Annotated in this window: 22 protein-coding genes; 2 read left to right on the forward strand and 20 right to left on the reverse strand. The window is 47.0% G+C overall.

Features of this window, described 5'->3' with window-relative positions; translation table 11 throughout:
• Window positions 1–104: 104 nt before the first annotated feature.
• Window positions 105–1,367, reverse strand: coding sequence for an O-acetylhomoserine aminocarboxypropyltransferase/cysteine synthase family protein (locus HNP82_RS00110; protein WP_183770105.1), 1,263 nt, complete (start codon window positions 1,365–1,367; stop codon window positions 105–107).
• A 286-nt stretch (window positions 1,368–1,653) separates the two neighbouring features.
• Between HNP82_RS00110 and HNP82_RS00115 the strand changes: the two genes are divergently transcribed.
• Window positions 1,654–2,418, forward strand: a complete 765-nt coding sequence (locus tag HNP82_RS00115; protein ID WP_183770107.1) for a DUF6062 family protein — start codon at window positions 1,654–1,656, stop codon at window positions 2,416–2,418.
• Window positions 2,419–2,445: 27 nt separating this feature from the next.
• Here HNP82_RS00115 and HNP82_RS00120 read toward each other — a convergent pair whose 3' ends face one another.
• Window positions 2,446–3,342 carry a deoxyribonuclease IV gene (locus HNP82_RS00120; RefSeq protein WP_183770109.1) on the reverse strand — a complete coding sequence of 299 codons (897 nt, stop codon included), beginning with the start codon at window positions 3,340–3,342 and terminating at the stop codon, window positions 2,446–2,448.
• 33 nt (window positions 3,343–3,375) lie between these two features.
• The gene (locus tag HNP82_RS00125) at window positions 3,376–4,125 is read right to left on the reverse strand and encodes a polysaccharide deacetylase family protein (protein WP_183770111.1); all 750 of its coding nucleotides are present in this window, start codon (window positions 4,123–4,125) and stop codon (window positions 3,376–3,378) included.
• 154 nt (window positions 4,126–4,279) lie between these two features.
• On the opposite strand from HNP82_RS00125, the gene HNP82_RS00130 reads away from it, so the two are divergent.
• Window positions 4,280–4,891, forward strand: a complete 612-nt coding sequence (locus HNP82_RS00130; protein WP_183770113.1) for a 4'-phosphopantetheinyl transferase family protein — start codon at window positions 4,280–4,282, stop codon at window positions 4,889–4,891.
• Window positions 4,892–5,070: 179 nt separating this feature from the next.
• Here the strand turns inward: HNP82_RS00130 and HNP82_RS00135 are convergent, their stop codons facing one another.
• The 17 genes from HNP82_RS00135 to HNP82_RS00215 form a co-directional block, all read right to left on the reverse strand.
• Window positions 5,071–6,075, reverse strand: coding sequence for a phosphate acyltransferase (locus HNP82_RS00135; RefSeq protein ID WP_183770115.1), 1,005 nt, complete (start codon window positions 6,073–6,075; stop codon window positions 5,071–5,073).
• Window positions 6,076–6,311: 236 nt separating this feature from the next.
• Window positions 6,312–6,551, reverse strand: coding sequence for an acyl carrier protein (locus HNP82_RS00140; protein ID WP_183770117.1), 240 nt, complete (start codon window positions 6,549–6,551; stop codon window positions 6,312–6,314).
• Window positions 6,552–6,643: 92 nt separating this feature from the next.
• Complete coding sequence (locus HNP82_RS00145; RefSeq protein ID WP_183770119.1) at window positions 6,644–7,060, reverse strand: Zn-ribbon domain-containing OB-fold protein; 417 nt, start codon at window positions 7,058–7,060, stop codon at window positions 6,644–6,646.
• A 15-nt stretch (window positions 7,061–7,075) separates the two neighbouring features.
• A complete protein-coding gene (locus HNP82_RS00150; RefSeq protein ID WP_183770121.1) occupies window positions 7,076–8,392 on the reverse strand; it encodes a thiolase family protein in 1,317 nt (438 codons plus the stop codon).
• A gap of 596 nt (window positions 8,393–8,988) precedes the next feature.
• Entirely contained in the window at window positions 8,989–10,422 is a 1,434-nt protein-coding gene (locus HNP82_RS00155) for an aminopeptidase (RefSeq protein WP_183770123.1), read from the reverse strand.
• A 13-nt stretch (window positions 10,423–10,435) separates the two neighbouring features.
• Complete coding sequence (locus HNP82_RS00160) at window positions 10,436–10,903, reverse strand: zinc ribbon domain-containing protein (protein WP_183770125.1); 468 nt, start codon at window positions 10,901–10,903, stop codon at window positions 10,436–10,438.
• Between the two features lie 57 nt (window positions 10,904–10,960).
• Window positions 10,961–12,664 (reverse strand): S8 family peptidase, encoded by a 1,704-nt coding sequence (locus HNP82_RS00165; protein WP_183770127.1) that lies wholly within the window; start codon window positions 12,662–12,664, stop codon window positions 10,961–10,963.
• Window positions 12,665–12,733: 69 nt separating this feature from the next.
• Window positions 12,734–14,167, reverse strand: a complete 1,434-nt coding sequence (clpX, locus tag HNP82_RS00170; RefSeq protein ID WP_183770129.1) for an ATP-dependent Clp protease ATP-binding subunit ClpX — start codon at window positions 14,165–14,167, stop codon at window positions 12,734–12,736.
• Between the two features lie 340 nt (window positions 14,168–14,507).
• Window positions 14,508–16,121: a S1C family serine protease gene (locus HNP82_RS00175; protein WP_183770131.1), complete on the reverse strand. Its 1,614-nt coding sequence runs from the start codon at window positions 16,119–16,121 to the stop codon at window positions 14,508–14,510.
• A gap of 173 nt (window positions 16,122–16,294) precedes the next feature.
• A complete protein-coding gene (locus HNP82_RS00180) occupies window positions 16,295–16,834 on the reverse strand; it encodes an RNA polymerase sigma factor (RefSeq protein WP_183770133.1) in 540 nt (179 codons plus the stop codon).
• Window positions 16,835–17,055: 221 nt separating this feature from the next.
• On the reverse strand, window positions 17,056–18,156 hold the full coding sequence (locus HNP82_RS00185; RefSeq protein WP_183770135.1) for a hypothetical protein: 1,101 nt from the start codon (window positions 18,154–18,156) through the stop codon (window positions 17,056–17,058).
• A gap of 128 nt (window positions 18,157–18,284) precedes the next feature.
• Window positions 18,285–18,698 (reverse strand): GtrA family protein, encoded by a 414-nt coding sequence (locus HNP82_RS00190; RefSeq protein WP_183770137.1) that lies wholly within the window; start codon window positions 18,696–18,698, stop codon window positions 18,285–18,287.
• Window positions 18,682–19,659, reverse strand: a complete 978-nt coding sequence (locus HNP82_RS00195; RefSeq protein ID WP_183770139.1) for a glycosyltransferase family 2 protein — start codon at window positions 19,657–19,659, stop codon at window positions 18,682–18,684. Before HNP82_RS00195 ends, HNP82_RS00190 begins: the two co-directional genes overlap by 17 nt.
• Before the next feature lie 45 nt (window positions 19,660–19,704).
• The gene (glf, locus tag HNP82_RS00200; RefSeq protein WP_183771210.1) at window positions 19,705–20,817 is read right to left on the reverse strand and encodes a UDP-galactopyranose mutase; all 1,113 of its coding nucleotides are present in this window, start codon (window positions 20,815–20,817) and stop codon (window positions 19,705–19,707) included.
• Between the two features lie 69 nt (window positions 20,818–20,886).
• Window positions 20,887–21,462, reverse strand: a complete 576-nt coding sequence (locus HNP82_RS00205; protein WP_207720516.1) for a GNAT family N-acetyltransferase — start codon at window positions 21,460–21,462, stop codon at window positions 20,887–20,889.
• Window positions 21,463–21,466: 4 nt separating this feature from the next.
• Window positions 21,467–23,140: a 2-isopropylmalate synthase gene (gene leuA / locus HNP82_RS00210; RefSeq protein ID WP_183770143.1), complete on the reverse strand. Its 1,674-nt coding sequence runs from the start codon at window positions 23,138–23,140 to the stop codon at window positions 21,467–21,469.
• Window positions 23,141–23,517: 377 nt separating this feature from the next.
• Entirely contained in the window at window positions 23,518–23,781 is a 264-nt protein-coding gene (locus HNP82_RS00215; protein WP_183770146.1) for an HPr family phosphocarrier protein, read from the reverse strand.
• Window positions 23,782–23,802: the final 21 nt, after the last annotated feature.

A 23,802-nucleotide genomic window follows, 5' to 3' on the forward strand; every position in this document is an offset into this window, starting at 1 on the left:
TCCCCGGAACAGAGGCATTCACCCCCAGCCGGCGGTCAAAAAATACCGTCGTCTGTAAGATCATATTCTATGTTCTTTTGACATTTGCCATAAAGCCTGCACGATCACAGGCGGTCCAGGCTCTGCTTCAGATCTTCTATAATATCTTCCACATTTTCTAGACCCACAGATACCCTCACCATTCCCGGAGTAACCCCGGCGGCTACAAGCTGTTCATCGGTAAGCTGGCGGTGAGTGGCGCTGGCCGGATGAAGGACGCATGTGCGGATATCCGCTACATGGACTTCGTTTGAAGCCATTTTAAGACCGTCCATAAATTCAACGGCCTTATCCCTTCCGCCTTTGATCACAATAGAGATCACCCCGGAGCAGCCTTTAGGCAGATATTTTTTCGCCCGTTCATGATCCGGATCGCTCTCCAGACCGGGATACTTGACCGACTCAATCTTATCGCTGCCCTCAAGGAAACGGGCTACTTTAAGAGCGTTGCTGCAATAACGCTCCATGCGCACCGGAAGTGTCTCCAGTCCAAGATTTAACAGGAAGGATGAGTGGGCGGCTGGATAAGCGCCAAAATCTCTCATTAACTGCATGCGGGCCTTAATAATATAGGCTGCTCTGCCAAAGTCTTTGGTATAGATCACTCCGTGATAAGTTTCATCCGGCTCTGTAAACTCAGGAAATTTCCCGCAAGTCCAGTCAAAGTTTCCGCTGTCCACAATTACACCGCCAACCTGAAGGGCATGTCCGTCCATATATTTTGTTGTGGAGTGGGTGACAATATCTGCGCCAAACTCAATAGGTTTGCACAGCATCGGTGTGGCAAAGGTATTGTCAACAATGAGAGGAACATTATTTTTATGGGCGATGGCCGCCCATCTTTCAATATCAAAGACAACCAGAGCGGGATTAGCCAGTGTCTCGCCGAAAACCGCTTTTGTATTTGGTTTAAAGGCTTTCTGGATCGTCTCCTCATCGGCGTCGCTATCCACAAAAATACACTCAATGCCCAGACGCTTTAATGTCGCTGAAAAAAGATTCACTGTGCCGCCATAAATATCAGGCACACTGATAATACTGTCCCCTGCCTTGCACAGATTTAAAACCGCGAAAAGGTTGGCTGCCTGTCCTGAAGAAGTACACATAGCGCCCACGCCGCCTTCCAGATCAGCAATCTTTTTCTCTACCACTTCTGTTGTAGGATTAGAAAAACGGGAATACATATGCTCAGTAGGTAAGTTAAATAAATCGCCGATATGCTCGGTAGAATCAAAGACATAAGTCGTACTCTGCACAATAGGCATAACGCCCGGGGCACCGTTAGCCGGCGTATATCCAGAGCGGAGGCATTTTGTTTCATCTCTCATGTAATCAATCTCCTATCTGTTAAATTATAACAATCCAGCCCCATCCCTGATAGCTGAACTGTTACTTTAGATTCTATTTCTGTTTAATCATAACATATTTAAGGCAAATAGCCAATGACTTTTCATAAATCCTTGTCCTTTTGCTCCGCCCCATTCGCAAATCCCTGTATCTATGGTATAATAGCCGCAAAGCGCTATTATACCGCGGCGTTCGCCAAATGGACGCGTAAGCGCGTCCGCTTGGCTCACTGCCGCAGGAATAAACGAAAAAAGGAAGGAGAAATTTATGAAAGAAACCATTTACACCATACCTGTTATGGACGCCTTTAACGCGGACGATGAGTGTCCCTTTTGCTATATTGAGCGGAAACTTGAGCAGGAGGCGGTGGAATTTATTATGGGTCCCGCCTACATGGAAGACGATATCCGTGAGGAGACAGACAAGCTTGGTTTTTGCCGCCATCACCATAAAATGCTCTACGATTACGGCAACAAACTGGGTACCGCCCTCATGCTCCACACCTATTACCAGAAACTAAATAAAGATATGCATGAACAGATCGCCGCTTTCACACCACAAAAAAACGGACCGCTGGCCCGTTTTAAAAAATCATCCTCTTCTTCAGGGGAACCGCAGACAAGTCTTGGACAGTGGGTGCGCCAAAGAGACGAATCCTGCTACGTCTGCCGACATTTTAAAGAAAAATATCCACGGTATATTGATACCTTTTTGCAACTGGTAACCGGGAACGCCGAATTTTTCCAGAATTTCTCCAAAGGCAAAGGCTTCTGTCTTCACCACTTCGGCGACATTATTGAGGCCGCCGAAAAAACGCTGTCCAACAAAGAAAAAGAGAAGTTCTATCCGGTTCTCTTTGAGCGGATGGAGACAAATATGAAGCGCCTTGAGGAGGACGTCTCCTGGTTTGTGGACAAATACGACTACCGCAACCGGGAAGCAGACTGGAAAAATTCAAAAGACGCCATCCAGCGGGGCATCCAAAAGCTCACCGGCGGCTACCCCGACGATCCTGTATTTACAAAGCGCTAAGACCCCTTTCTTTCCTGGCCGCACTTACTATTCACAGTAACCCTGGCCGATAAAATCATGAAACTTCCGGTCTTTTAACATGGAGATTTCATATTTGTAGGGCGGCCAGGACTTTTTAGCATTTTCAGGGTCAGGCACATAAGGCGTCTCAAGGATTTTAGGAACTTCCTCGAAATCTTTATGATGGACAATATAGGACAGTGCGTCAAAACCGATGGTGCCGTAGCCGATATTGCTGTGCCGGTCCTTGGCCGCGCCCATAGGATTTTTGCTGTCGTTAATGTGGAAAACACAAATCTGGTCTTTCCCGATCAACTGATCGAATTTTTGGATCACACCGTCAAAATCATTGACAATATCATAGCCGGCGTCATTGGTGTGGCATGTGTCAAAACACACCCTCAGCCACTGATTTTCCCTCACACCGTCGTAGATGGCTGCCAGCTCCTCAAAAGAACATCCCAGCTCACTGCCCTTCCCAGCCATTGTTTCCAGGGCAATGTACACCCCCAGGTCTTTCGTCATCACATGATTTAAACCTTCTATAACTTTGGCCATGCCGGCTTCCACCCCCGCTCCCACATGGGAGCCTGGGTGAAGGACCAAAACTTTGCTTCCCATGGCTTTCGTACGCTCAATCTCTTTCTCCAGAAATTCCACTGCCAGGTTGTATGTTTCCTGCTTTACTGAGTTGCCCAGATTTATAATATAAGGAGCATGGATAATTACATCCAAGATCCCCTGTTCTTTCATATAGGCCCAGCCGGCTTCAATATTTAACTCCTCCACCGGTTTTCTCCGGGTATTCTGGGGTGCGCCGGTATAAACCATAAACACATTTTCCCCCATAGATGCCGCCTCTTTGGCTGATCCTAAAAACATTTCCTTCCCGCTCATTCCCACATGGGAACCAATCTTTAACATATCTTCCTCCTTGATCATTTTTTCCCTGAAGTCTCAGGGAGATGCCTTTTTGTACACCTTCCCCGGCTCCAGTGAAATTCCCTTGTTTTCAAACATTTCATCAACTGTGACAAAAGTATATCCATTTTCCATCATTGTGTCAATGGCCATTAAGGCTCCGGCCACACTGTTTTCAAAAATATCATGGAGCAGTATAATGTCACCCTCCCCGGCGGTTTTCACAATATAATCGGCAATATCCTCTGCCCCCATTCCCGTCCAGTCTCTTGTATCCACAGACCACAGAATAACCGGGCTATCCACATTTTCCCTCACACTGGCGCCAATCTCCCCAAAAGGAGGCCGTATAGCAAAATACGCCTCACCCTCACTGCCTTCACCGGCTCCTACAGCGGAGAAAATTTCCTCATAACACAATGTTAATTCTTCACAGGCCCCGGCATCAGACATCTGGGCCAGGTTTACATGATTAAATGTGTGGTTGCCAATCTGATGGCCCTCTGCGGCCATGCGGACCACAATGTCCCGGTTTTCATCAATCTGTTTGCCAATGAGAAAAAAAGTAGCACGAACGCCCCTCTCTTTAAGTCCGTCCAGCAGCACATCCGTAGTCCCCGCTTTTGGCCCGTCATCGAAGGTAATAGCCACATATTTTCCTGAGCTTTCGGAAGTGAAATTTCCCACAAACACACTGGAATCTCCCTGCAAAAAGCTGTAGGTGAGACTGAGAATAACCCCGGCAAAAATAAACCTGAGCATCCGCTTTTTAATATTTATTTCCATAAAACCATCCGGTTTTGATCAGCTTAAAATAATGTATGTATCCTCCATAAAATCTATACGCCCCATTTCTATCGTTTTTTATCCATCTTATCTTATCTATCTTTCTATGGTATAATACTATTATACCCCTCAATGATTCAAAAAGGAGGCTCCTATGGTTACCATTTATCTGAACACCTACGATCCATGTCCCCCCGGTGAAAAATATAATACTGAACACAATCTGGGCCGCTCTCTCCTGGTCAAGGGCCTTTATGAACTTTACCATATATCCACAGATACAGACGCCATCGACACCAGGCTTGAAAAGACCCGGCGGGGAAAACCTTTTCTTAAAGACTATCCCCACATCCATTTTAACATCAGCCATTGCTCCGGTATGGTGGCCTGCGGTTTTTCTTCCGGTCCTCTTGGCCTTGATCTTGAAAAAGTCAAAGATTTTAAACCTGCCATTTTGCGGAAGGCTCTAACCCGGAAGGAGGCCCAGGATCTGAATCAATTCAAATCTGACCCATGGCAGTATAATGAATATTTTTTCCGCCTGTGGACACTGAAAGAAAGCCTGATCAAACAATCCGGCGCAGGACTGTCCATGCCTCTGACCGACGTCGGCTTTAAACTGGATTTGAGCCAGGAGCCTGTAAAAATCCACTGTTCCCGGCCGGGACTTTACTTTTACCAGCAGCTTATCTTAAAGGATTATATCCTCTCCCTATGCCTGGAGCATCATGAGGATAGGCCGCCGGTTTTTGTTGTTGACCATTAAAAAGAATCCTGCTTCACAGGATTCTCCACCTGAGGCGGGTCGCGCCGGCAACATTTTCTTCTCCGACCCAGTGCGATTCTGCGCGGAGCGTTTTTTATGTCATAGGAAACACAGTTTCCTATGACATAAAAAAGGCAAAGCCGATTATGACTTTGCCTTTTTAGAATCGTTACTATTTATTATTTTTTTGATCCTGCGGCACGGACTGCGGAAATCACCACGTTACCTTTGATCTCGGAAACTGGCGCTCCTCTGGAGCAGTCGCAGACAATCTTATTGAAGCCCTGGAGCATTGGTCCGTAAGCGTTGGCATGGCCAAACTGCTGGATCAGCTTAACAGCAACATTGCCTACGTTAAGATCCGGCCAGATAACAACGTTTGCCTTGCCGGCAACTTTACTCTCTCTCTTCACTTTCTTAGCCGCAACTTCGGGAACGATGGCGGCATCTAACTGGAATTCACCGTCGATGTTAAGATCCGGACGCTGCTCGTTGGCAATCTTTAATGCCTCTGTCACTTTGTCAATCAGCTCGCCCTGGCCGCTTCCCAGTGTGGAATAGCAAACCATAGCGCATCTCGGCTCCCAATCCAGCAATGTGGAAACAGTGTCACAGGCAGAGATGGCGATGCTGGCCAGTTCCTCAGCAGAAGGATTGGTGCATACGGCGCTGTCACCTACGGCGAGAAGGGAACCTTCGCTGCCTTCGTATCCCGGAATATCGCAAAGACCGATACTGGAAATGGTCTTGATGCCCGGTTTCATGCCGATGATCATCTGTCCGGCTAAAAGCACGTCACCCGTTGTATTGTCGATTCCGGCAAAAGTAACGTCCGCCTCATCTACAGCCTGCATAACCATAGCGTAGTAAAGCGGGTTAGCCATACGGCGGTTCAATGCCTTTTCTTTCAGAAGACTTGTAGGAAGAGCTACATACTTTTCAATCAGCTCTGCCTTGTAACCCTCCTCGTTAATATCAACGATCTTAAATACGTTCTCGTCATAGCCTCTCTCAGCCACCAGCTTTTTGATCTCATCAGCGTCGCCGACAAGGATCGGAACGATGTAGCCGTCTTTTCCGGTTTCGTAAGCGGCCTGCATCATCTTTTCATTGGTGGCTTCAGGAAATGCTACTCTCTGAGGATTCTGTTTTGCTTTTTCATAAAGCTTATCCAAAATGCTCATTGTCTGACCTCCAATTGTAAATTTTGGGTAACGATTCAGCCATGGGGCTGATTTAATCAAAATGCGGCGCAAGTTTACTTGCAGAGGATTTTTATTAAACCAGACAAATGCGCCAAGCCGATGATTCATCCGCGCTAACGGCGCTAAAGCAGCTTTAACTGCGGGAATACAAGATACATGGCTGAACAGTTACGATATTAGCAGTCTTTAAATACATTCCCCCCATGGGTCAGTAATTACATCTGCTCTTCTACTTTATCACAAAGTTCGCCGATTGTCTTGCAGGCTGCTGCAACTGGCAGGGGAACTAATACGTCAAGCTCGTTCTCAATCTCAGAAACAAGGCCAACCATGATAACGGACGCACCGCCAAGTTCTTCCTTCATATTTGTATCTACGGATAACTCGCTGGCATCCTTATTGTAAGACATTGCAACTAATTCAATAACTTTTGCTTCTAATTCTTTTCTGTCCATAATTCCATTAACTCCTTTTTATTTCTGTATCCGTCCGGCAAATCCCAAAGGATATGCCGGACGTAAATATGTAAATTTTCAGATGCCGCTCTTTATTCTTCGTCCAAAGCGAACACTATCGTCTTATAGCCGTCTCTCTGGAATGTCTCAGCGTGTACAGGCACCGGAAGTTTGTTGTTTTCCATGATCTCTCTTCTCTTCTTTTTGGTGATGCCTTTAACAACAGCGTTAAAGCAAGCGCCCTCTTCAAGCTCAACCTCACCGTAGGCAAAAGCTCCCATCTGAGCGTATTCCGGTTTTGTGGAGAGAGCAGCCGGCATAACAATGGATTTCATCTTGCCTTTGCCGCTGAGTTCCACCCACTCTGTCTCCAGGTTTCCGCATGTATTGCAGGCGTATACCGGAGGAAACTCTACGGCGCCGCACACCGGGCATTTACGGCCAAGGAACTTGCCTTCTTCAAGGCCCTGGTAAAATTTCTCTACGACTTTTTCCAATTTAATAGCCATTATCCTTACCTCCTGTTAATCCATAGTTCTGAGAAGTACAGCAGCTACGTTCTGAGCGCCGCCGTATCCGCGAAGCATTGTTGTCTTAGGCAGTTTCTTTACCTGACGCTCGCCGCACTCGCCGCGCATCTGCATACACGCTTCATAAATATCTGCCAGACCTGAAGCCGCATGGGCATGTCCGAAGGATGTTCTTCCGCCGTTAGTGTTGATCGGCTTGTCGCCGTCATAAGCCGTACGGCCTTCACAGATATATTTCCAACCTTCGCCGTAAGGCAGATATCCCGCGATCTCAGCGGATACCAGGTGAGAAGTAATGATAAAGTCATTGGCAAAAAACAGATCCAATTCTTCTGGTTTAACGCCGGTCAGTTCATAAACCTGGCGGACAGCTTCCTCTGTGGCGCGGATCTCAAAATGAGGGTTGGTGGCCTCCAGAGCGGAGCATCCGATACCGAGAACTTCGATCGGTTTATGTTTAAGATTTTTCGCAATCTGTGGGATCATCTCTGTAGCGCACACAATGGCAGCGGCAGCGCCGTCGCACTTACGCTCAACACCTTCCATACGGAGGAAATCGCCCATCTTTGGATTATATGGGGAGCGCATATAAGCCATAACATCGTCAAAGCCTTTTTCCTTGGCGATCTCGGCAAACTCTTTGCGTTCAAGAGCCAGAGGATTCTTAGCGGCATTGCGGCGGTTGTTGATAGCCATCCAGTTTAATGTGTCGTCCATCTCCTGGGCGCTGATACCGCGGGTGCGGACATAATCCTCGGCAGCATCGTCATAGATCAGCTCCATAGGTGCCATAAAGCTTCTCGCGTAGTTGCGGTCATAGAGCCATGCTGTTGTTTTAAGGAACTTCTCCATGGTCATCTTGTCACGCTTATACGGATGTTTCGGTGACTCCACGTTATCGGCCGGTGACGGAGTGCTGTCGCCGAACTCGACACAGCCAGTGAGTACACAGTTATATTTGCCGGAAGCAACAGCGTTGGCAGCCTCCTCGATGGCAAGATATCCTGTACAGCATGCCTCTGAATGGTGAATATTCGCTTTGCCCTTCATACCAAACCAGTTTGCGATCTGAACACCAGGTGTCAGATAGTTTGAGCCGTTTAACGGGCTGGCCTCACCATGAAAATAAAAATCCACGTCCTTGGCAGTGATCCCCGCATCCTCCATAGCTTTCAGCGCCGCATAACCAAACATCTCCCCTTCAGTCAGGCCGTTGGTCTCCGGATTATCCACGGTATACATGAATGGTGTACAACCAACACCAATGATTGATACACTTCTTGCATACTTGTTTAACTTTGTGTGATTCATTAGAAAATCCCTTCCTTTCTCCCTTTTTATATTCATAATTTGCCCGACAAACGGGCATGAGACACAGATTGTTCAGCACTTCGTGCTTCCACAATCCTAAAAACACCTCAAATTCTCTCATTTTCCATAGGAAAAGGGGTCATTTTCGGGTTTTTTCGCTCCCCTTTGGTCGGTACTAAACGTGTGTCACTGGTACACAGCCTCCTCGCGGCGTCCGCCAAATGGATAGACAAGCACATCCGCTTGGCTCACTGCCCGCGGGAATTAAAGTTTGACCCTTAGCACCGACATTGAATATATTTTATTATAGTATCCGCCTAAATTCATCGTTCAAACGTACAAATATTTTACTTTTTTATTGAGGAAAATTGTATCCAAATGACAACAGTGTTGCAAAAAAGCCACAAATAAAATTTGCGGCTTTTTTCTGATTCAAATATTTACTTAATTTATCTGGAAAAACCCGGAAAAATCCCCGGTTTTTTCTCCAAATTTTCCAACAACGGCACCGCTGCCGCCGGCTTTGGCCAGGAAGGCGGGCGTTTCAAAAAGAATGAACCACAGGATAAAAACCTTGTACGCTCACACAAAATCCATCAGTCCCAGATATCTTTTTTCATCTTCTTCAGGAAAGTGAGGAATCCCTCATATGTACTGTAAATATCCACTTTACTGGTCACCTCAAAAGGCGCATGCATAGACAATACAGGCACACCGCAGTCGATGACATTCATACCCTTATTGGCCATGTCTGCGGCAATGGTTCCGCCGCCGCCAAGATCCACCCGTCCAAGCTCGCCAGTCTGCCATGGGATGTCATTTTTAGCGAAAATATCGGCTACGGCGCCAAAGAACTCGCTGTGGGCATCGTTAGAGCCGGCTTTGCCCCGGGAACCTGTGTATTTTAACAGGCACACGCCTTTTCCCGCAAAGGCAGTGTTGCTCTTGTCATAGGCACTGGCGTAAGTTGGATCGAAAGCTGCTGTCACATCGGACGAAAGCATATGGGAGTGATCCAGGCATTGACGGAACTCCCAGAGACCACAAGGGCTGCCGGATTTAACGATCATTTCCATGAGCGCGTTCTCATAGAGAGCAGACTGAGCGCCGGAATTCCCCATACTGCCAACTTCCTCTTTATCAGAGAACAGACACACACAGGTGCGCTCCGGATTTTTCACTTTCATCAGAGCGGCAAGTGCTGTGTACGCGCATACCCGATCATCCTGACCGTAGGCGCCCACATAAGAGCGGTCAAAGCCTACGTCTTTGGCCCGGCTTGCCGGAACAAGCATCAGCTCAGCGGTCATAAAATCTTTCTCGGTAATTCCGTACTTGTCATTGAGCAGCTTTAACACCGCCAGCTTGATCCCTTCTTTTGCTTCCTTTTCCTGGACAGGAATACCGCCAGCCAGTACGTTCAGCTCCTCACCTTTAACTGCCTCGGAAGCTTTTCTGGCAAGCTGCTCCTGGCTTAAATGGACAAGCAGCTCGTTAATGGTAAATACCGGGTCTTCCTCATCCTCGCCTATGCAGATGTTCACCTTCCTGCCCTCACTGTTGTACATAACGCCGTGAAGGGCCAGGGGGATGGTGGACCACTGATATTTTTTAATGCCGCCGTAATAATGGGTCTTCATTAAGGCCATGCCGGAATCCTCATACAGAGGTAAGGGTTTCAGGTCAATATGAGGAGAGTCAATGTGGGCGCCTAAAATATTCATGCCCTCCAGTATAGGTTCTGTACCGATCACACCAGCCACAAGGCCCTTGCCCCGGATGGTGCGGTATACCCGGTCTCCCGGCAGAAGGGTATCTTTCTGGGCGATATCACAAAAGCCGTTTTTCTCAAGGAGGTCAACTGCGGCCAGAACACACTCCCGCTCTGTCTTACCCTGATCCAAGAAGTTTTTATATTTCTGGGCAAAGGCAAAAATCTTCTCCTGCTGCTTCTCACTGTACTCACGCCACGCGCTTTCGCTCTGGCATGTCAGTTTCTTTTCCATTTCCTGTAATTCTTTGTTCTTCATTGTGTTTATCCTCTCATTCTCTGTCTGTATTTTCGTCATCATGTTCCGGGGTCTGCGTCTTTTCTTCCGCCTCTCCATTCCCCGGTACATCCTCCTGGGAAGTTTTCTCATCTGAAGCCTCCTTGGCAAGCTTAGCCCCGCATTTCGGGCAATAATCAAAATCAGCAGATACGCTTTCCCGGCATCCCGGACAGATGATCATCCCTTTTCGCTGGCGCAATTCATCTTCGATAGAAGCAATAGCGCTTCGGGTTTCATTAAGCCGCTTCAAAAGACGGCCTTCCTCAGACCCCTCATCAAAGCCGGATCCTAACTGCCGGACATAGAGATGGCCCAAAACAACATAAATATCTCTCAGATCACTCTCCAGTGAAGATTTTTTCATTTTGAGTTTCTGGGTCTCAATGACCTGAGTAGATTTTTGAGCCACATTTTCAGTAAAATCAGTGACACTTTTCTTGAGATCATCCAATAATGACATTTTTATTTCCTCCTCTCCATCAATAGCTCGCCCAAAGGCGATCCTTATGTTTTGTATTTATTGTATAAAAATTTCAAAAGCGCGATAAACATCCAGAGTACCATATCCCCAAACTGTACTTGGATAAGTGGTATTGTCCTGTCTCCTGGCTCCCCGAATGAGATACTGGCGTACCTGGAGGGTAGACATAGTATACTCCCCCCGCCCGTAGATCCCCCACTGAAGGAGCAAAGCAGCAGCGCCGCACACATGGGCCGCGGCAACACTAGTACCGCTTTTGGCCGTATAACGGCCGTTTCTCCCAGCTCCAAAGACATTGACGCCCGGCGCGCAAAAATCTGGAACTACCATACCGGATGGCGTAAATCCCCGGCTAGTATATAAATAAACGCTGTTGTTGTAATGGTCATAGGCGCCCACCGCCAAACTTCCCCAGCTATCGGCAGGCGCTGTCACCGTATTGTCCGGCCAGGGCGTCAAAAACATCGTCTCTTCCCTGATGAAATCGTGGATAGGAAGCCACATGTGGAACCGCTTATATAAAAGATTACTCCCGTAAACACGTATACGCCAGATTCCCGGAACCGGCTTTTCAAAACGGATGAAGATCACCTGACTCCCGGAAGCGGCCTCGGATATCCTTGAATTGATATAAATAGCGGTGGGCTCCAGGAGAAGCTGTATCCTTCGGCTCTCCCCAAGGCCCAGATCCAGGCGCTCAACCACCTCGCCGCCTGGGGAGACAAAGCCCACGGAATAAATATCGGGTGCCTGAGCCCATAGCTCTGTGACAAAACCTCTCTCATCAGAACCAACTCTAAGCTCCACCTCTGTGTAAGGGGCGTTCTCCTCCACAATTCCCAGAAAATGCCCGGCCCGGCTGCCTTCATTGCCGGCAGCACAGGTCACACATGTTCCTGCCAGGCTTCCCGCCATGTTAAGATATCTGCTCAGATAAGATCCCCCGCTGTGATCCCCTGAGTTAGTCCCCAGACCGATACAGATGGATATAGGCTTTTTTTCTGTCTGAGACAGACGGATCAAATAAGCCACTCCGGCCATAATATCATTTTCCTGGTAGGCCGGAACCCCTTCCCGGATCTGGTAAAAGTCTCTCAAATATCTTTTAGCCGGCTTTAACTTTACCACCGCGATCTGAGATCTCGGCGCAGCGCCGGTAAAATCGCCTGCCTCATCCTCGCTCCCCGCGGCAATTCCGGCAATAAAAGTCCCGTGGCCGTCCACATCATTCAATGGAACGATCTGTCCCGGATCTGGAGATTCCAGAGCCCGGTCAATGTCAGCGCCTGTGTAGGCCGCTCCGTAATCCACCGCCGGAACAGAGGGTTCCCCATCGGTCTGAGAAAGACCGCTCTGATCCCACAAACGCAAGATCCTAGTCCCGCCGTCGCTCCGTCTGAAAGCCGGATGGGTATAGTCGATACCTGTATCTATAATGCCGATAATAATATCCTGGCCTTTCAGATCCAAATATGTCTGCTGCTGAAGCCGGGTGATCCCTGAGCTGTCCATAGATGAGGTATCCATTAGGCCAAAAAGCTTTGGTATGGCACTGTAGGCCAGAAGATTTACAGCCACATCCATGGACGCCACTGGCAGATGGAAGGCGGCGTAGCGCTCATTAAAAATCTGCACGCAGTCTGTCTGGTAAAGACTGTAAATATTCTCCCCGATCCCGCCATACTCCACAATATAATCGGCAAAATCCTGGGACACAATGGCACTGCTGCAAGAAGCCATTTCTCAATGCCTCCGAAAAAAACTCTTCCACCTACTTTATGCCCCGGACCGCCAGACCATTCAAAAAATTTAAACCTGATGCTTCTCCTCAAGGGCAGGTGTGCCCCGCATCTCAATCACCGGACCGCCGGTATGTTCAATATAATCTTTGGTAATGGTCACCCGGCCAATGTTGTCATCTTTGGGAATCTCATACATAATATCCAGCATAAAATCCTCAATAATGGACCTCAGGGCTCTCGCCCCTGTCTTTTTGGCGATGGCTTTCTCGGCGATAGCTTCAATAGCACCGTCGTCAAACTCAAGATCAACTTCGTCTAAGGCCAAAAGTTTCTGATACTGCTTTAAAATAGCGTTCTTAGGCTCTTTTAAGATCTTGACAAGCATATCCTTTGTCAATCCCTGAAGGGTAAAGATAATGGGCAGACGGCCGATAAATTCCGGAATCATACCAAACTCCCGCAGATCTTCAATGGTCACCTGATCCATAATATTGGGGACATTGTCATATTTGTCATTGAGGTCCGCTCCAAAGCCCATGGAGCTTTTTTTGTTGAGTCTCTCCCGGATAATATTTTCAAGATCCGGAAAAGCGCCGCCGCAGATAAATAAAATATTCCTTGTGTTCACTGTCACCAAAGGCACCATAGCGTTTTTGCTGCTGGCCCCCACAGGCACTTCCACATCGCTGCCCTCCAGCAGTTTCAAAAGTCCCTGCTGTACAGATTCTCCGCTGACATCCCTGCTTGTCGTATTCTTCTTCTTGGCGATCTTGTCAATCTCGTCAATAAAGATAATACCCTGCGAAGCCTTCTCCACATCATTGTCCGCCGCGGCAAGAAGTTTGGATACAACGCTCTCAATATCATCGCCGATATATCCCGCCTCTGTCAGAGATGTAGCGTCGGTGATAGCCAGAGGAACATTAAGCAGCCGGGCCAGAGTGCGCACCAGGTAAGTTTTTCCGCTTCCTGTAGGCCCGATCATCAGCATATTGGATTTCTCGATCTCAATATCATCCTGAGTGTTTGTCGCCACACGTTTATAATGGTTGTAGACGGCCACGCTCATAACCTTTTTTGCATATTCCTGGCCGATGACATAATCATCCAACTGGGCTTTAATCTTATGGGGCGCAGGAATATTTTTCAGATCAATAAGAGGTTTCTGTTCCTCTTTCGGCTTTTTCTTCTTGATCTTCTGAGATTTTGGCACCGGGTCCCCGGTAAAATTATTCATCATCGGCGGCATGGCAAACAGATCCTGCATATTGATCTGGTTCATCATGTCCGAATAGTTAAAATTGCTGTTGTTCATAGCGTCCAGACTCTTCTGCATACAGTCGGAGCAGATGCAGATATTGCTGTTCATTGGGAGATGAATCATCTTCCCGGCTTTGCTTTCCGGACGCCGGCATATATAACATATATCTTCAAACTCTTTCTTATCATCGCTGTCGGAAACAGTTTCTAAGACTTCGTCTTTATTTTTATCATCGCTCATCTTCTCTTCCTCCTGCGTCAAAATAGTAACAGTTCATCACCTGTCTCTGCCAGGCTGAACTGTTACACTTAAATTTTATTATAATCTATTGTTTATTGACAATCAACTGAAATAAAAATAAAAAAATTATGAACTATAACGTTACTATTCACAGTAACACTATAACAGTTCAGCCATCAGGAATGGACAGGCCAAACTGTTATAAAACCATATGCAAAGCAGCGCAGGAAACCTTATTTCAGGCTTCCTGCGCTGCTTTACCCTTTATAATTTTGTAAACTGGTTCCCGCTTCGGGTCAAACCGCAAATTACAAGCTGAACCATGGACGGCACCGCTTCTTTACTCCTGGATATAATTGTTGGCTGCTGTCTCAGCCGCAGAGCCAAGAAGTGTTGTCAGCGTCATCTCCTGAGTGTACTGACCTGAGTCATCTGGCACCATCACAGTAATCGTAGCCTCATCCCCAGGACTGCAGGATTCCAGCAATCCCTGGAGCTGCTCCATAGTAGTGATCGTCTCACCGTTAAATCCGGTAATAATATATCCGGACTGGATACCGGCCCTCTGAGCTGCGGAGTTTTCAACAACAGCGCTGACATAAACCCCTGCCGGCCATCCGTATGTCTGTGTATAGGCTTCACTGATCGTTCCGCCCAGGATTCCCAGACTTGCTGTGTTTTCATCCGTCTTAACGTTGCCGCTCATAATATTGTTGACAGTCTCAATGGCACTGTTAATGGGAATAGCATATCCCATACCTTCAATCGTCTCTCCGTACAGCTTTGCGCTGTTAATGCCGATGACTTCGCCATTTGTATTTAAAAGAGCGCCGCCGCTGTTGCCTTCGTTGATGGCCGCGTCTGTCTGGATCATCGTCTGCGTTCCGTCAGTCATCTGAACCTGACGGTTCACAGCGCTGATCGTTCCTGTTGTCACAGACTGTCCATAGCCAAGGGCATTTCCGATGGCGATGGCGCCGTCCCCTTCTTTGATAGTATCAGAATCACCCATAACGGCGATCTTCACGGTATTCTTTGTATCATCGCTTAACTGGCTCATATCCACAGACAGCACAGCGATATCCGCGTCCTGGTCGTAGCCCCGGACAACAGCAGACGCTGTAGTGTCATCGGAGAAAGTTACATTAACCTCTGTGGAATCTTCAATAACATGGTAGTTTGTAATAATATACATGGTGTTGTCTTCTTCACTGAAGATAATACCTGAACCTGCTCCCGCGCCTTCCTGAGAATAGGTTCTTCCGAAAATATCCTGGGTCGTTGTCTGAACAACCGTTGTCACGGCCACGATGGATGGTTTTGCTTCCTCCACAATATCGGAAACATTGGTACCCTCAATAGTTTCTACCTCTGTTGAGGACGTGCGGACAACATCCAGAGTAAAGCCGTCCGATGACGTCTGAGTCTGAGAACTGCCGCTTCCGGTGGCCGCGTTTCCAAGAGTGTTCACACCCCACATAGTTCCCCCTGCCACAAGACCAAAGGCAAGGCCGCAGCAGACAACTTTTGCCATCTGCCGTCCAAATCCGCCTTTCTTTTTAGGCCGGCGCCCGGACTTTGGAGAGGATGTATTCTGATAGTAATTATTATAGCCATTAGCATTTTGATAATAGCTGCCCTGACTGTTATAATTGGAACCATAACTATAACCTGTGCTATTCTGATAATTACTGCCGCCGCTCTGGTAATTATTATTATAATTGCCTGTTCCGGCGCCTGTCTGGTTTTCTCCGGCGCTGCTGTGATCAAATTTCATACGATAAATTCCGCTTTGATCTGCCTGACCGCCAGTCTGAGAAGGCTGGACAAAGTTCTCACCGGTGTTTTCCTGGTTTTGTGTATTTCCTGATGCGTTATAAGTCTGATCATTGGCTGTCTGGTTTGTGCCCTCATGATCCGAAGTCTTTCTTTCATCATCAAATTCATTATACATACAAATCACCTTTCTTTATATTAAAGACGTTTTTTAATCTTTTGTCTTACTGTTTTTCTTTCTACAGCTATAATATTAGCAGTGAAATGTGTCTTTGTTGTGAATACAATGTTAAAAAAATTTGAATCACAGATCATATTTTATCTAACCGTTCAGCCATGCCTTTCCTGGCGTCATATGGCTCTGGAGTCATGGATTTTCCTCAGAAGAATCCGCCCTCTGTGAATCCGCTGCCTCACCAGAGCCGCGTCTATCTCTAGGAGCTGGCATATTTCATCTACAGTATTTTCGTGGACAAACCGCATCATCATAACTTCCGAGTAGGTTGGCGGGAGCATTGCAATTTCCGTCACCAGCTCGTCCTTTGTCACAGACTCGTAAATATAGCTGTCATCCCCGGTGCCAAAATAATTCTCCTCATCATCCCATTCATCCGCCAGCCGGTACTTTTTATTATCCCGCTCTAAATTGTAGACTGTGCGTCTCACCGCTGTACATAAATATCCCAACACCGCCTTACCTTCCATATTTGCCAATTTATTCCGATTGCGGAAGGCCGACGTAAATACGATCTGTACCGCATCCTCAGCCCGGTGAAAATCATGAAGCATACTGTGGGCCATCCGTACCAATTTAGGGCCATAGGTTAAATATAATTCGGATACATACTCCTCACTTGTTTCTTTTGGCGAAATTCTGCCTTCCCCGTCCATACTCTACCTCCACTGTGAAATCTTTTTAGCGTTCACGTATAAAGCACGATAAAACGACAAAATGTGACAGTTTTCGACAAAATAATTCACAAATGTAGAGTAAGGCATGGTGTATTTGGAGTATTACTGCCAATCCTATCATACTAATGGAAATGCTGTAACGAACAAAAAAGCCGCATCACGTAATGGATGCGGCTTTTTCGCCTTAAGATTCTATGATATTACCACATGCGGTAATAATATGAAGATGTGCCTGCAATAATGGCGCTTAAAATAATCACAAAGATAAAGATTAAAATAACTGCAACAATAACTGTGACAATCTTTAATATGGCCTGAGCTGCCAGATATGGCCAGAACATACGTTTTTCTCCTCCACACAGACGGTCAACGGCACAGTAAAGAAGAATTACTGTGGCAATGGAGGCGATAGATGACACAAACAGCGCCAGCACAGCAGTCGGGAATGTAAAAGAGCATATAAAACTTAAAGCGGATGCCAGGATCACCGGAATATAAGCGACCATGGAAACATTGCACGCGCTCCAGAATGAGATCTTCTTTCCTGCAATCAACAGAAGAACCCAAACTGTCAGGGAAATCAAAAAGGTCATGGCCACATAGAAAATAAACCCGCCAAAAAATGTGACTAACGCAGCCACAAAAGATGCGTGGTCAAACAACTCTTCAATAATATCCAGAGAACCAATATCTCCGATAACATCAATCAGGCCGCCTACAGAGCAGGCCAGTGTCAGTGCGCCAAAAAAGGCGTATACCAGCATATAGATCACCCATACCGGTGATTTTGAACTGCCAGCTTTGTCAAAAACCTCCACAGGATTTTTTGTAAAAATACCAAGGAACCATTTTGCCAGATTGGAGCCAAATTCGCTGGGCTGACGGTTTACATAGGGCTGGCCTCCATAATAAGGCTGGCCGTTTGGTCCTCCGTAACCCTGTGGGCCATAGCCTGGCTGGCCGTTTGGTCCTCCGTAGCCCTGTGGGCCATAGCCTGGCTGGCCGTTTGGCCCTCCATAGCCCTGTGGACCGCCCTGACCGCCGTAGTTGTAGCCATTTGGCATCCCATAACCGGGCTGACCGTTTGGAGCAGGACTGCTCTGGCCGGCATACATGCCACTGCCCGGAGCCGCTCCCATATTTTCCGGTGAATTTTCTCCTGAATTTCCCAGTACAACCGTCTCGTCTGCCGCTTTATTTTCCGGCTGCGCAGGAGGGTCATTCTTTGGCAGAACATAACCGCAGTTTGGACACTGACCGGCGTCATTTAACGGTGTTCCGCATTTTGCACAAAATGCCATTTTTCATACTTCCTTTCCTATGAAATTCGCTGCACATCTTCAGGATTTAACTCACCTGAATATGCATAGGATGTACAAATCCCCTATAAGTTCCATTGTAAAACGCTGATGCGTCGATGTCAAGAAGTTTACCGTTTTCTGAAAATGATCAGTTTACTAAACACATAATTAAAGATCATTACAAAAATATTTGAGAGTATTTTTGCCACAATACCGGGCAGCATAGCCACAGATACGCATAAAAACATAATAATCATATCCCCTGCCATAGACATGAGACGTCCACTGACAAAAAGAGTAAATTCTCTGAAAATCGCCGAAGCTCCCCGCTTTTTGCTTTTAAATACCAGTGTCCGGTTAGAGACATAGGCAAACAGCACCGACAGTACCCAGGCAATAAAATTTGACACAAGATAGTGAATACCTAAAATGTCCGCGCAGACGCCATAGGACACAATATTGACCAGAGTAGTCATGCCGCCGCAGATTACATACCACACAAGTTCCCTGTATTTTTTATAAAGTTCAACTATTGTTTTCATTTTGGTCAACCTTCTTATCTGCGCCTTTTAACCGGGCGTTTGTATCCGCCACAAGAAAATGAGGCCGGCGTTTTACCTCGTAATAGATCCGTCCAATATACTCTCCGAGAACTCCCACGGAGATAAGCTGGACACCGCCGATGATCAATATGGCGCAGATCGTTGTAAAATATCCGGGGACAACAATTCCGTGGAGAATGATCTGTATCAGGGTGATGAGAATGTAGATCACACTGATGACTACCAGCAGGCCGCCCATAATAAAACAGGCCCGCAGCGGCTTGTTGTTAAAAGAAATCAGACCGTCAATACCGTAAGATAAAAGTTTCTTAAAAGACCACTTTGTCTCCCCGGCAGCCCTCTGCATATTTTCATACTCAATGATTTTCTCTTTAAAGCCGATCCATGAAAAAAGACCTTTGGAAAAACGATTATACTCCTGCATGGCCAGCAGGCCGTCCACAGCTTTGCGGCTTAAAAGACGAAAGTCTCCCACGCCGTCCACCATTTTTACATCCACAATGTGATTGACAATACGGTAATATAAATGGGCCATCAGCGTTGCCCGACGGTTATCACCTTTGCGGTTGCGCTTGGCGATCACTTGATCGTAGCCCTGCCTGTACCACTGGATCATCTCTGGAATCAGTTCCGGCGGATGCTGGAGATCCGCATCCATGATCACCACACAGTCCCCGCCGGCGTAAGTAAGTCCGGCAAGCATGGCCGCCTCCTTTCCAAAATTACGGCTGAAAGAGATATATCGGACGTGAGTATCTTTGGATGCAGCAGACTTTAACTTTTCAAGGGTATCGTCCCGGCTTCCGTCATCTACAAAGATCAGCTCATATTCATATCCGTTCCTGTCCCCATTTTCCCGCAAAACCTGGCTCAGCCTTGTCCATGTGGCGTCAATGACAGCGGTCTCATTATAGCAGGGAACAATTACTGATAAAAGCATATTTTCCTCCTTAACCCAGTCCAGGTCTTATCCTGCCGGGACATTTCAGATCCGGTCCGCTCCAAGCAGCTTCTCTACCAGGCCAAACGCGGATTCAATAACTTTATCCATATCATAGTATTTATATTCTGCCAGCCGACCGCCAAATGAAACATTTTTCTCGGTCTTTGCCAAAGCCTCATATCTGGCGAAAATCTCCTGATTCTTTTCATCATTCACCGGATAATAAGGTTCCATCCCCGGCTGCCATGTCACCGGATATTCTTTGGTGATCACCGTTGAAGGCGATGTTCCGAACTCAAAATGCTTATGCTCAATGATTCTAGTGTAAGGCGTCTCGGCGTCTGTATAGTTGACCACAGCCACCCCCTGATAATTGTCTGTGTCCAGCAGAACGGACTCAAATTTTAAGCTGCGGTATTCCAGGTTCCCGTAACAGTAGTCAAAATAGGAGTCCACGGTTCCCGTATAGATCATATAATCACCCATGGATTTATATTTTTCCCGGTCCTCATTAAAATCTGTATTCAAAAGAACATCGCAGCCCTCAAAAAGCCGGTCAATGATCACATTATAGCCGCCCATGGGAATGCCCTGGTAACGGTCATTAAAATAGTTGTTATCATAAGTATAGCGCACCGGGAGACGTTTGATAATAAAGGCGGGAAGTTCTTTACAGCTTCTGCCCCACTGTTTCTGGGTATAGCCCCGAATCAGTTTCTCATAAATATCCTTTCCCACAAGGCTGATGGCCTGCTCTTCAAGATTCCGGGGCTCATGGGTAATGGTTCCCCTCTGCTCCTCAATGATAGCTTTGGCTTCAGCCGGCGTTGATATACCCCACATCTTGCTGAAAGTATTCATATTAAAAGGCATATTATAGATTTCACCGTGGTAGTTGGCTATAGGAGAATTGGTATACCGGTTAAACTCCGCCAGAGAATTTACAAAATCCCACACTTTCCTGTTGCTGGTATGAAAAATATGAGCTCCGTATTTATGGACATGAATCTTCTCCACATCCTCACAGTAAATATTTCCGCCCATATGCTCACGCTTTTCAATGACAAGGCAGCTCTTTCCCGCTTTCACAGCATGCCAGGCAAATGTCCCGGCAAAGAGTCCGCTTCCTACAAGAACATAATCATAATGTTTCATCATAACCTCCAAAAAAAGGGCCGCACCCTGAGGATGCGGCCCAGAATATCTGCATAAATGTCTAAAAGCTTACGAAATATCCAGCCTGTACAGGCACATTCCGGCATCTTCATCCAAATACTGTGTGTCCAGATGCATACCCAGCTTCCGGGCCAGACCTCTGGATCCTTTATGATCTTTTGGAATCCGCGCGGCAGCTTTCTCAAAGTCTGTCTCACTGCGGATATAATCCACAACTGCGGACATAGCCTCGTAGCCGTAGCCCTTCCGGGAATAATCTTTGCGGATCACATATCCAAGTTCCAGCAGCCAGTCCTCGCCAATCTGGGAAGGCCACGGTCCTCCAAAACCGATCATCCTGCCGTCAGCAGCCAGACATATGGCCCACAGGCCCATACCATAAAAGCCGTACATGAAATGGATATAACTCTCCAGTTTTTCCCGTTCTTCATCCCTGTCATCGCTTAACGGCAAAAGACCGGGCACCTCTCCCCAGGAATCACAGACAGAGTAAATCTCATCCAGATCATCTGCCTTAAACTCCCGCAGAATCAGCCGGCGGGTTTTTGCGATAACGCAATGCTCCGAACCCTCAGAATCTTCCCGTGAAGGCTGATTGTTCCCATGAGACACTCCTATATCCAAGCGTTCACTGTCCATAGTAGAGACGATTCAGGGCGCTGAAAATAGCCCGAACAGAAGACCGGGTAATATTGGAGCTAATACCCACGCCGAAGGCGGATTTTCCGGTTTTTGCGTCCACAAGCTGAATATAGCTGGCTGCCTGTGAATCTGAGCCTTTGGTCAGTGCGTGTTCGCTGTACATGGTCAGGCGGGTATTATAGCCGGCCTGCTGACAGAGACCATGCTTCACCGCATCAATTGGACCGTTGCCAAAGCCTTCGATCACCTTTGTCTCGCCATGATCCGTATATGTAAGGACCACTTTAGTATCAAATGTATCGTGCTGGTCGCTGATATCTTCCACACGGATCTTACGGAAATGGAGAGGTTCCTTGGCCTCGACATACATTTTCCGAAATACAGACATAATCTGTTCCGGAGCCACCTCGCCCTGTTTTTCGGAAATCTTCTGAACCTCATCAGCCAGCTCTTTATGCATCTCCTTAGGCAGTTTAAATCCATAATACTGATCCATGATAAATGCCACGCCGCCCTTGCCGGACTGGCTGTTAATGCGGACAATAGGCTCGTAATTACGGCCAACATCGGAAGGATCAATAGGCAGATAAGGCACCTGCCATGTATCCGGATGGCGCTCGTTCATAGCCTTGATGCCTTTATTGATGGCATCCTGGTGAGAGCCAGAGAATGCGGTAAATACAAGCTTGCCCGCATATGGATGACGCTCAGGCACCTGCATCTTGCAGCATCTCTCATAGACGTCAATGATCTCGTTGACATTTTCCAGGTTAAGCTCCGGATTAATGCCCTGGGAAAACATATTATAAGCGATGGTCAGAATATCCACATTGCCGGTACGCTCACCATTGCCGAACAATGTTCCCTCAATACGGTCAGCTCCGGCCAGAAGAGACAGTTCCGCCGCCGCCACAGCACATCCCCGGTCATTGTGGGGGTGAACGCTTAAAATAATGCTCTCTCTGTTTTTAAAATGGGTATCCATCCATTCGATCTGATCCGCGTAAACATTGGGCGTTGTCATCTCCACTGTGGACGGAAGATTAATGATAATCGGCCGTTCTTTCGTGGGCTTCCACTCGTCCATGACAGCCTCGCACACTTCCAGAGCATAGTCCAGCTCTGTCCCCGTAAAGCTCTCCGGAGAATACTCCAACCACAGATTACCTTTGAAATCAGCGGCGTGGCTTTTTACCATCCGTGTGCCATCAATGGCGATCTGCTTGATCTCTTCCCTGTTCATATTAAAGACCACATCTCTTTGAAGCGTGGATGTGGAGTTGTAAATATGGACAATCACATTTTTAATGCCCTCAATGGCCTCAAAAGTCTTGTCAATGAGATGGGCCCGGCACTGAGTAAGTACCTGCACCCGCACGTCATCGGGGATCATATTTTTCTCAACAAGAGTTCTCAAAAAATCATATTCAATCTGGGAGGCTGACGGGAAACCGATTTCAATCTCCTTAAAACCAAGCTTGACCAAAAGATTAAAAAACTCAATCTTCTCTTCAACAACCATAGGATCAACAAGGGCCTGATTTCCATCTCTTAAATCTACACTGCACCAAACAGGCGCTTTCTGGATCTGGCGGTCGGGCCACTTGCGGTCGGGCAGATCAACAACCGGTACTCTTTTATATTTTTTATAATTTAACATTTCTTATTCCTCCTGATAAAAATTCATTTCAAGTCAAAACCAAACCGATTCTCTCTTTCTGGAATCTTCTGACCTATAGCCAAAAGCCCTGTAATTTTTATGCCTTCCCCTTTTTGGGGAGTCGGAGGACCACACTGTACTTATCCAGTATAAATAATGTCGGCCGGCGGACTATACTAGCCCCATCCTTCATCATCCCTTTTATTTTAAAATTTCGATTTACAGTAGTTACTTTATCAAATAAAAGTCTCCATGTCAAGAACCTGGCACCCCCCATTTCTGACATAAAGGATGTCCAAAAGAAACAGCCCCGCTGTCATCAGCGGGGCCGCCTGTCATATCCGTAAATACACCACTGCTGGAAGCAGGGAATGTATTCAAGCCTCAAGGCCATGGTCAATAAGGGCCGATAGCTTTTCCATGGCTATTTTCTCGTCTGGTCCGTCGCATATAAGCAGGATCTCATCGCCGCACTTTACACAGGCGCCAAGAACACTGAGGACGCTTTTTGCGTTGGCTGTGCTGTCGCCTTTCTGAAAGGAAATCCTGGACTTAAACTTAATAGCCTCCTTGCAAAGTATCCCGGCAGGTCTTAGATGCAGGCCGGCGGGATTATGCACCTTAACAGTTTCTTTCAGCATACTATCCCTCCCAATATCTCT

The organism is Catenibacillus scindens (assembly GCF_014202115.1).
GTDB lineage: Bacteria > Bacillota > Clostridia > Lachnospirales > Lachnospiraceae > Catenibacillus > Catenibacillus scindens.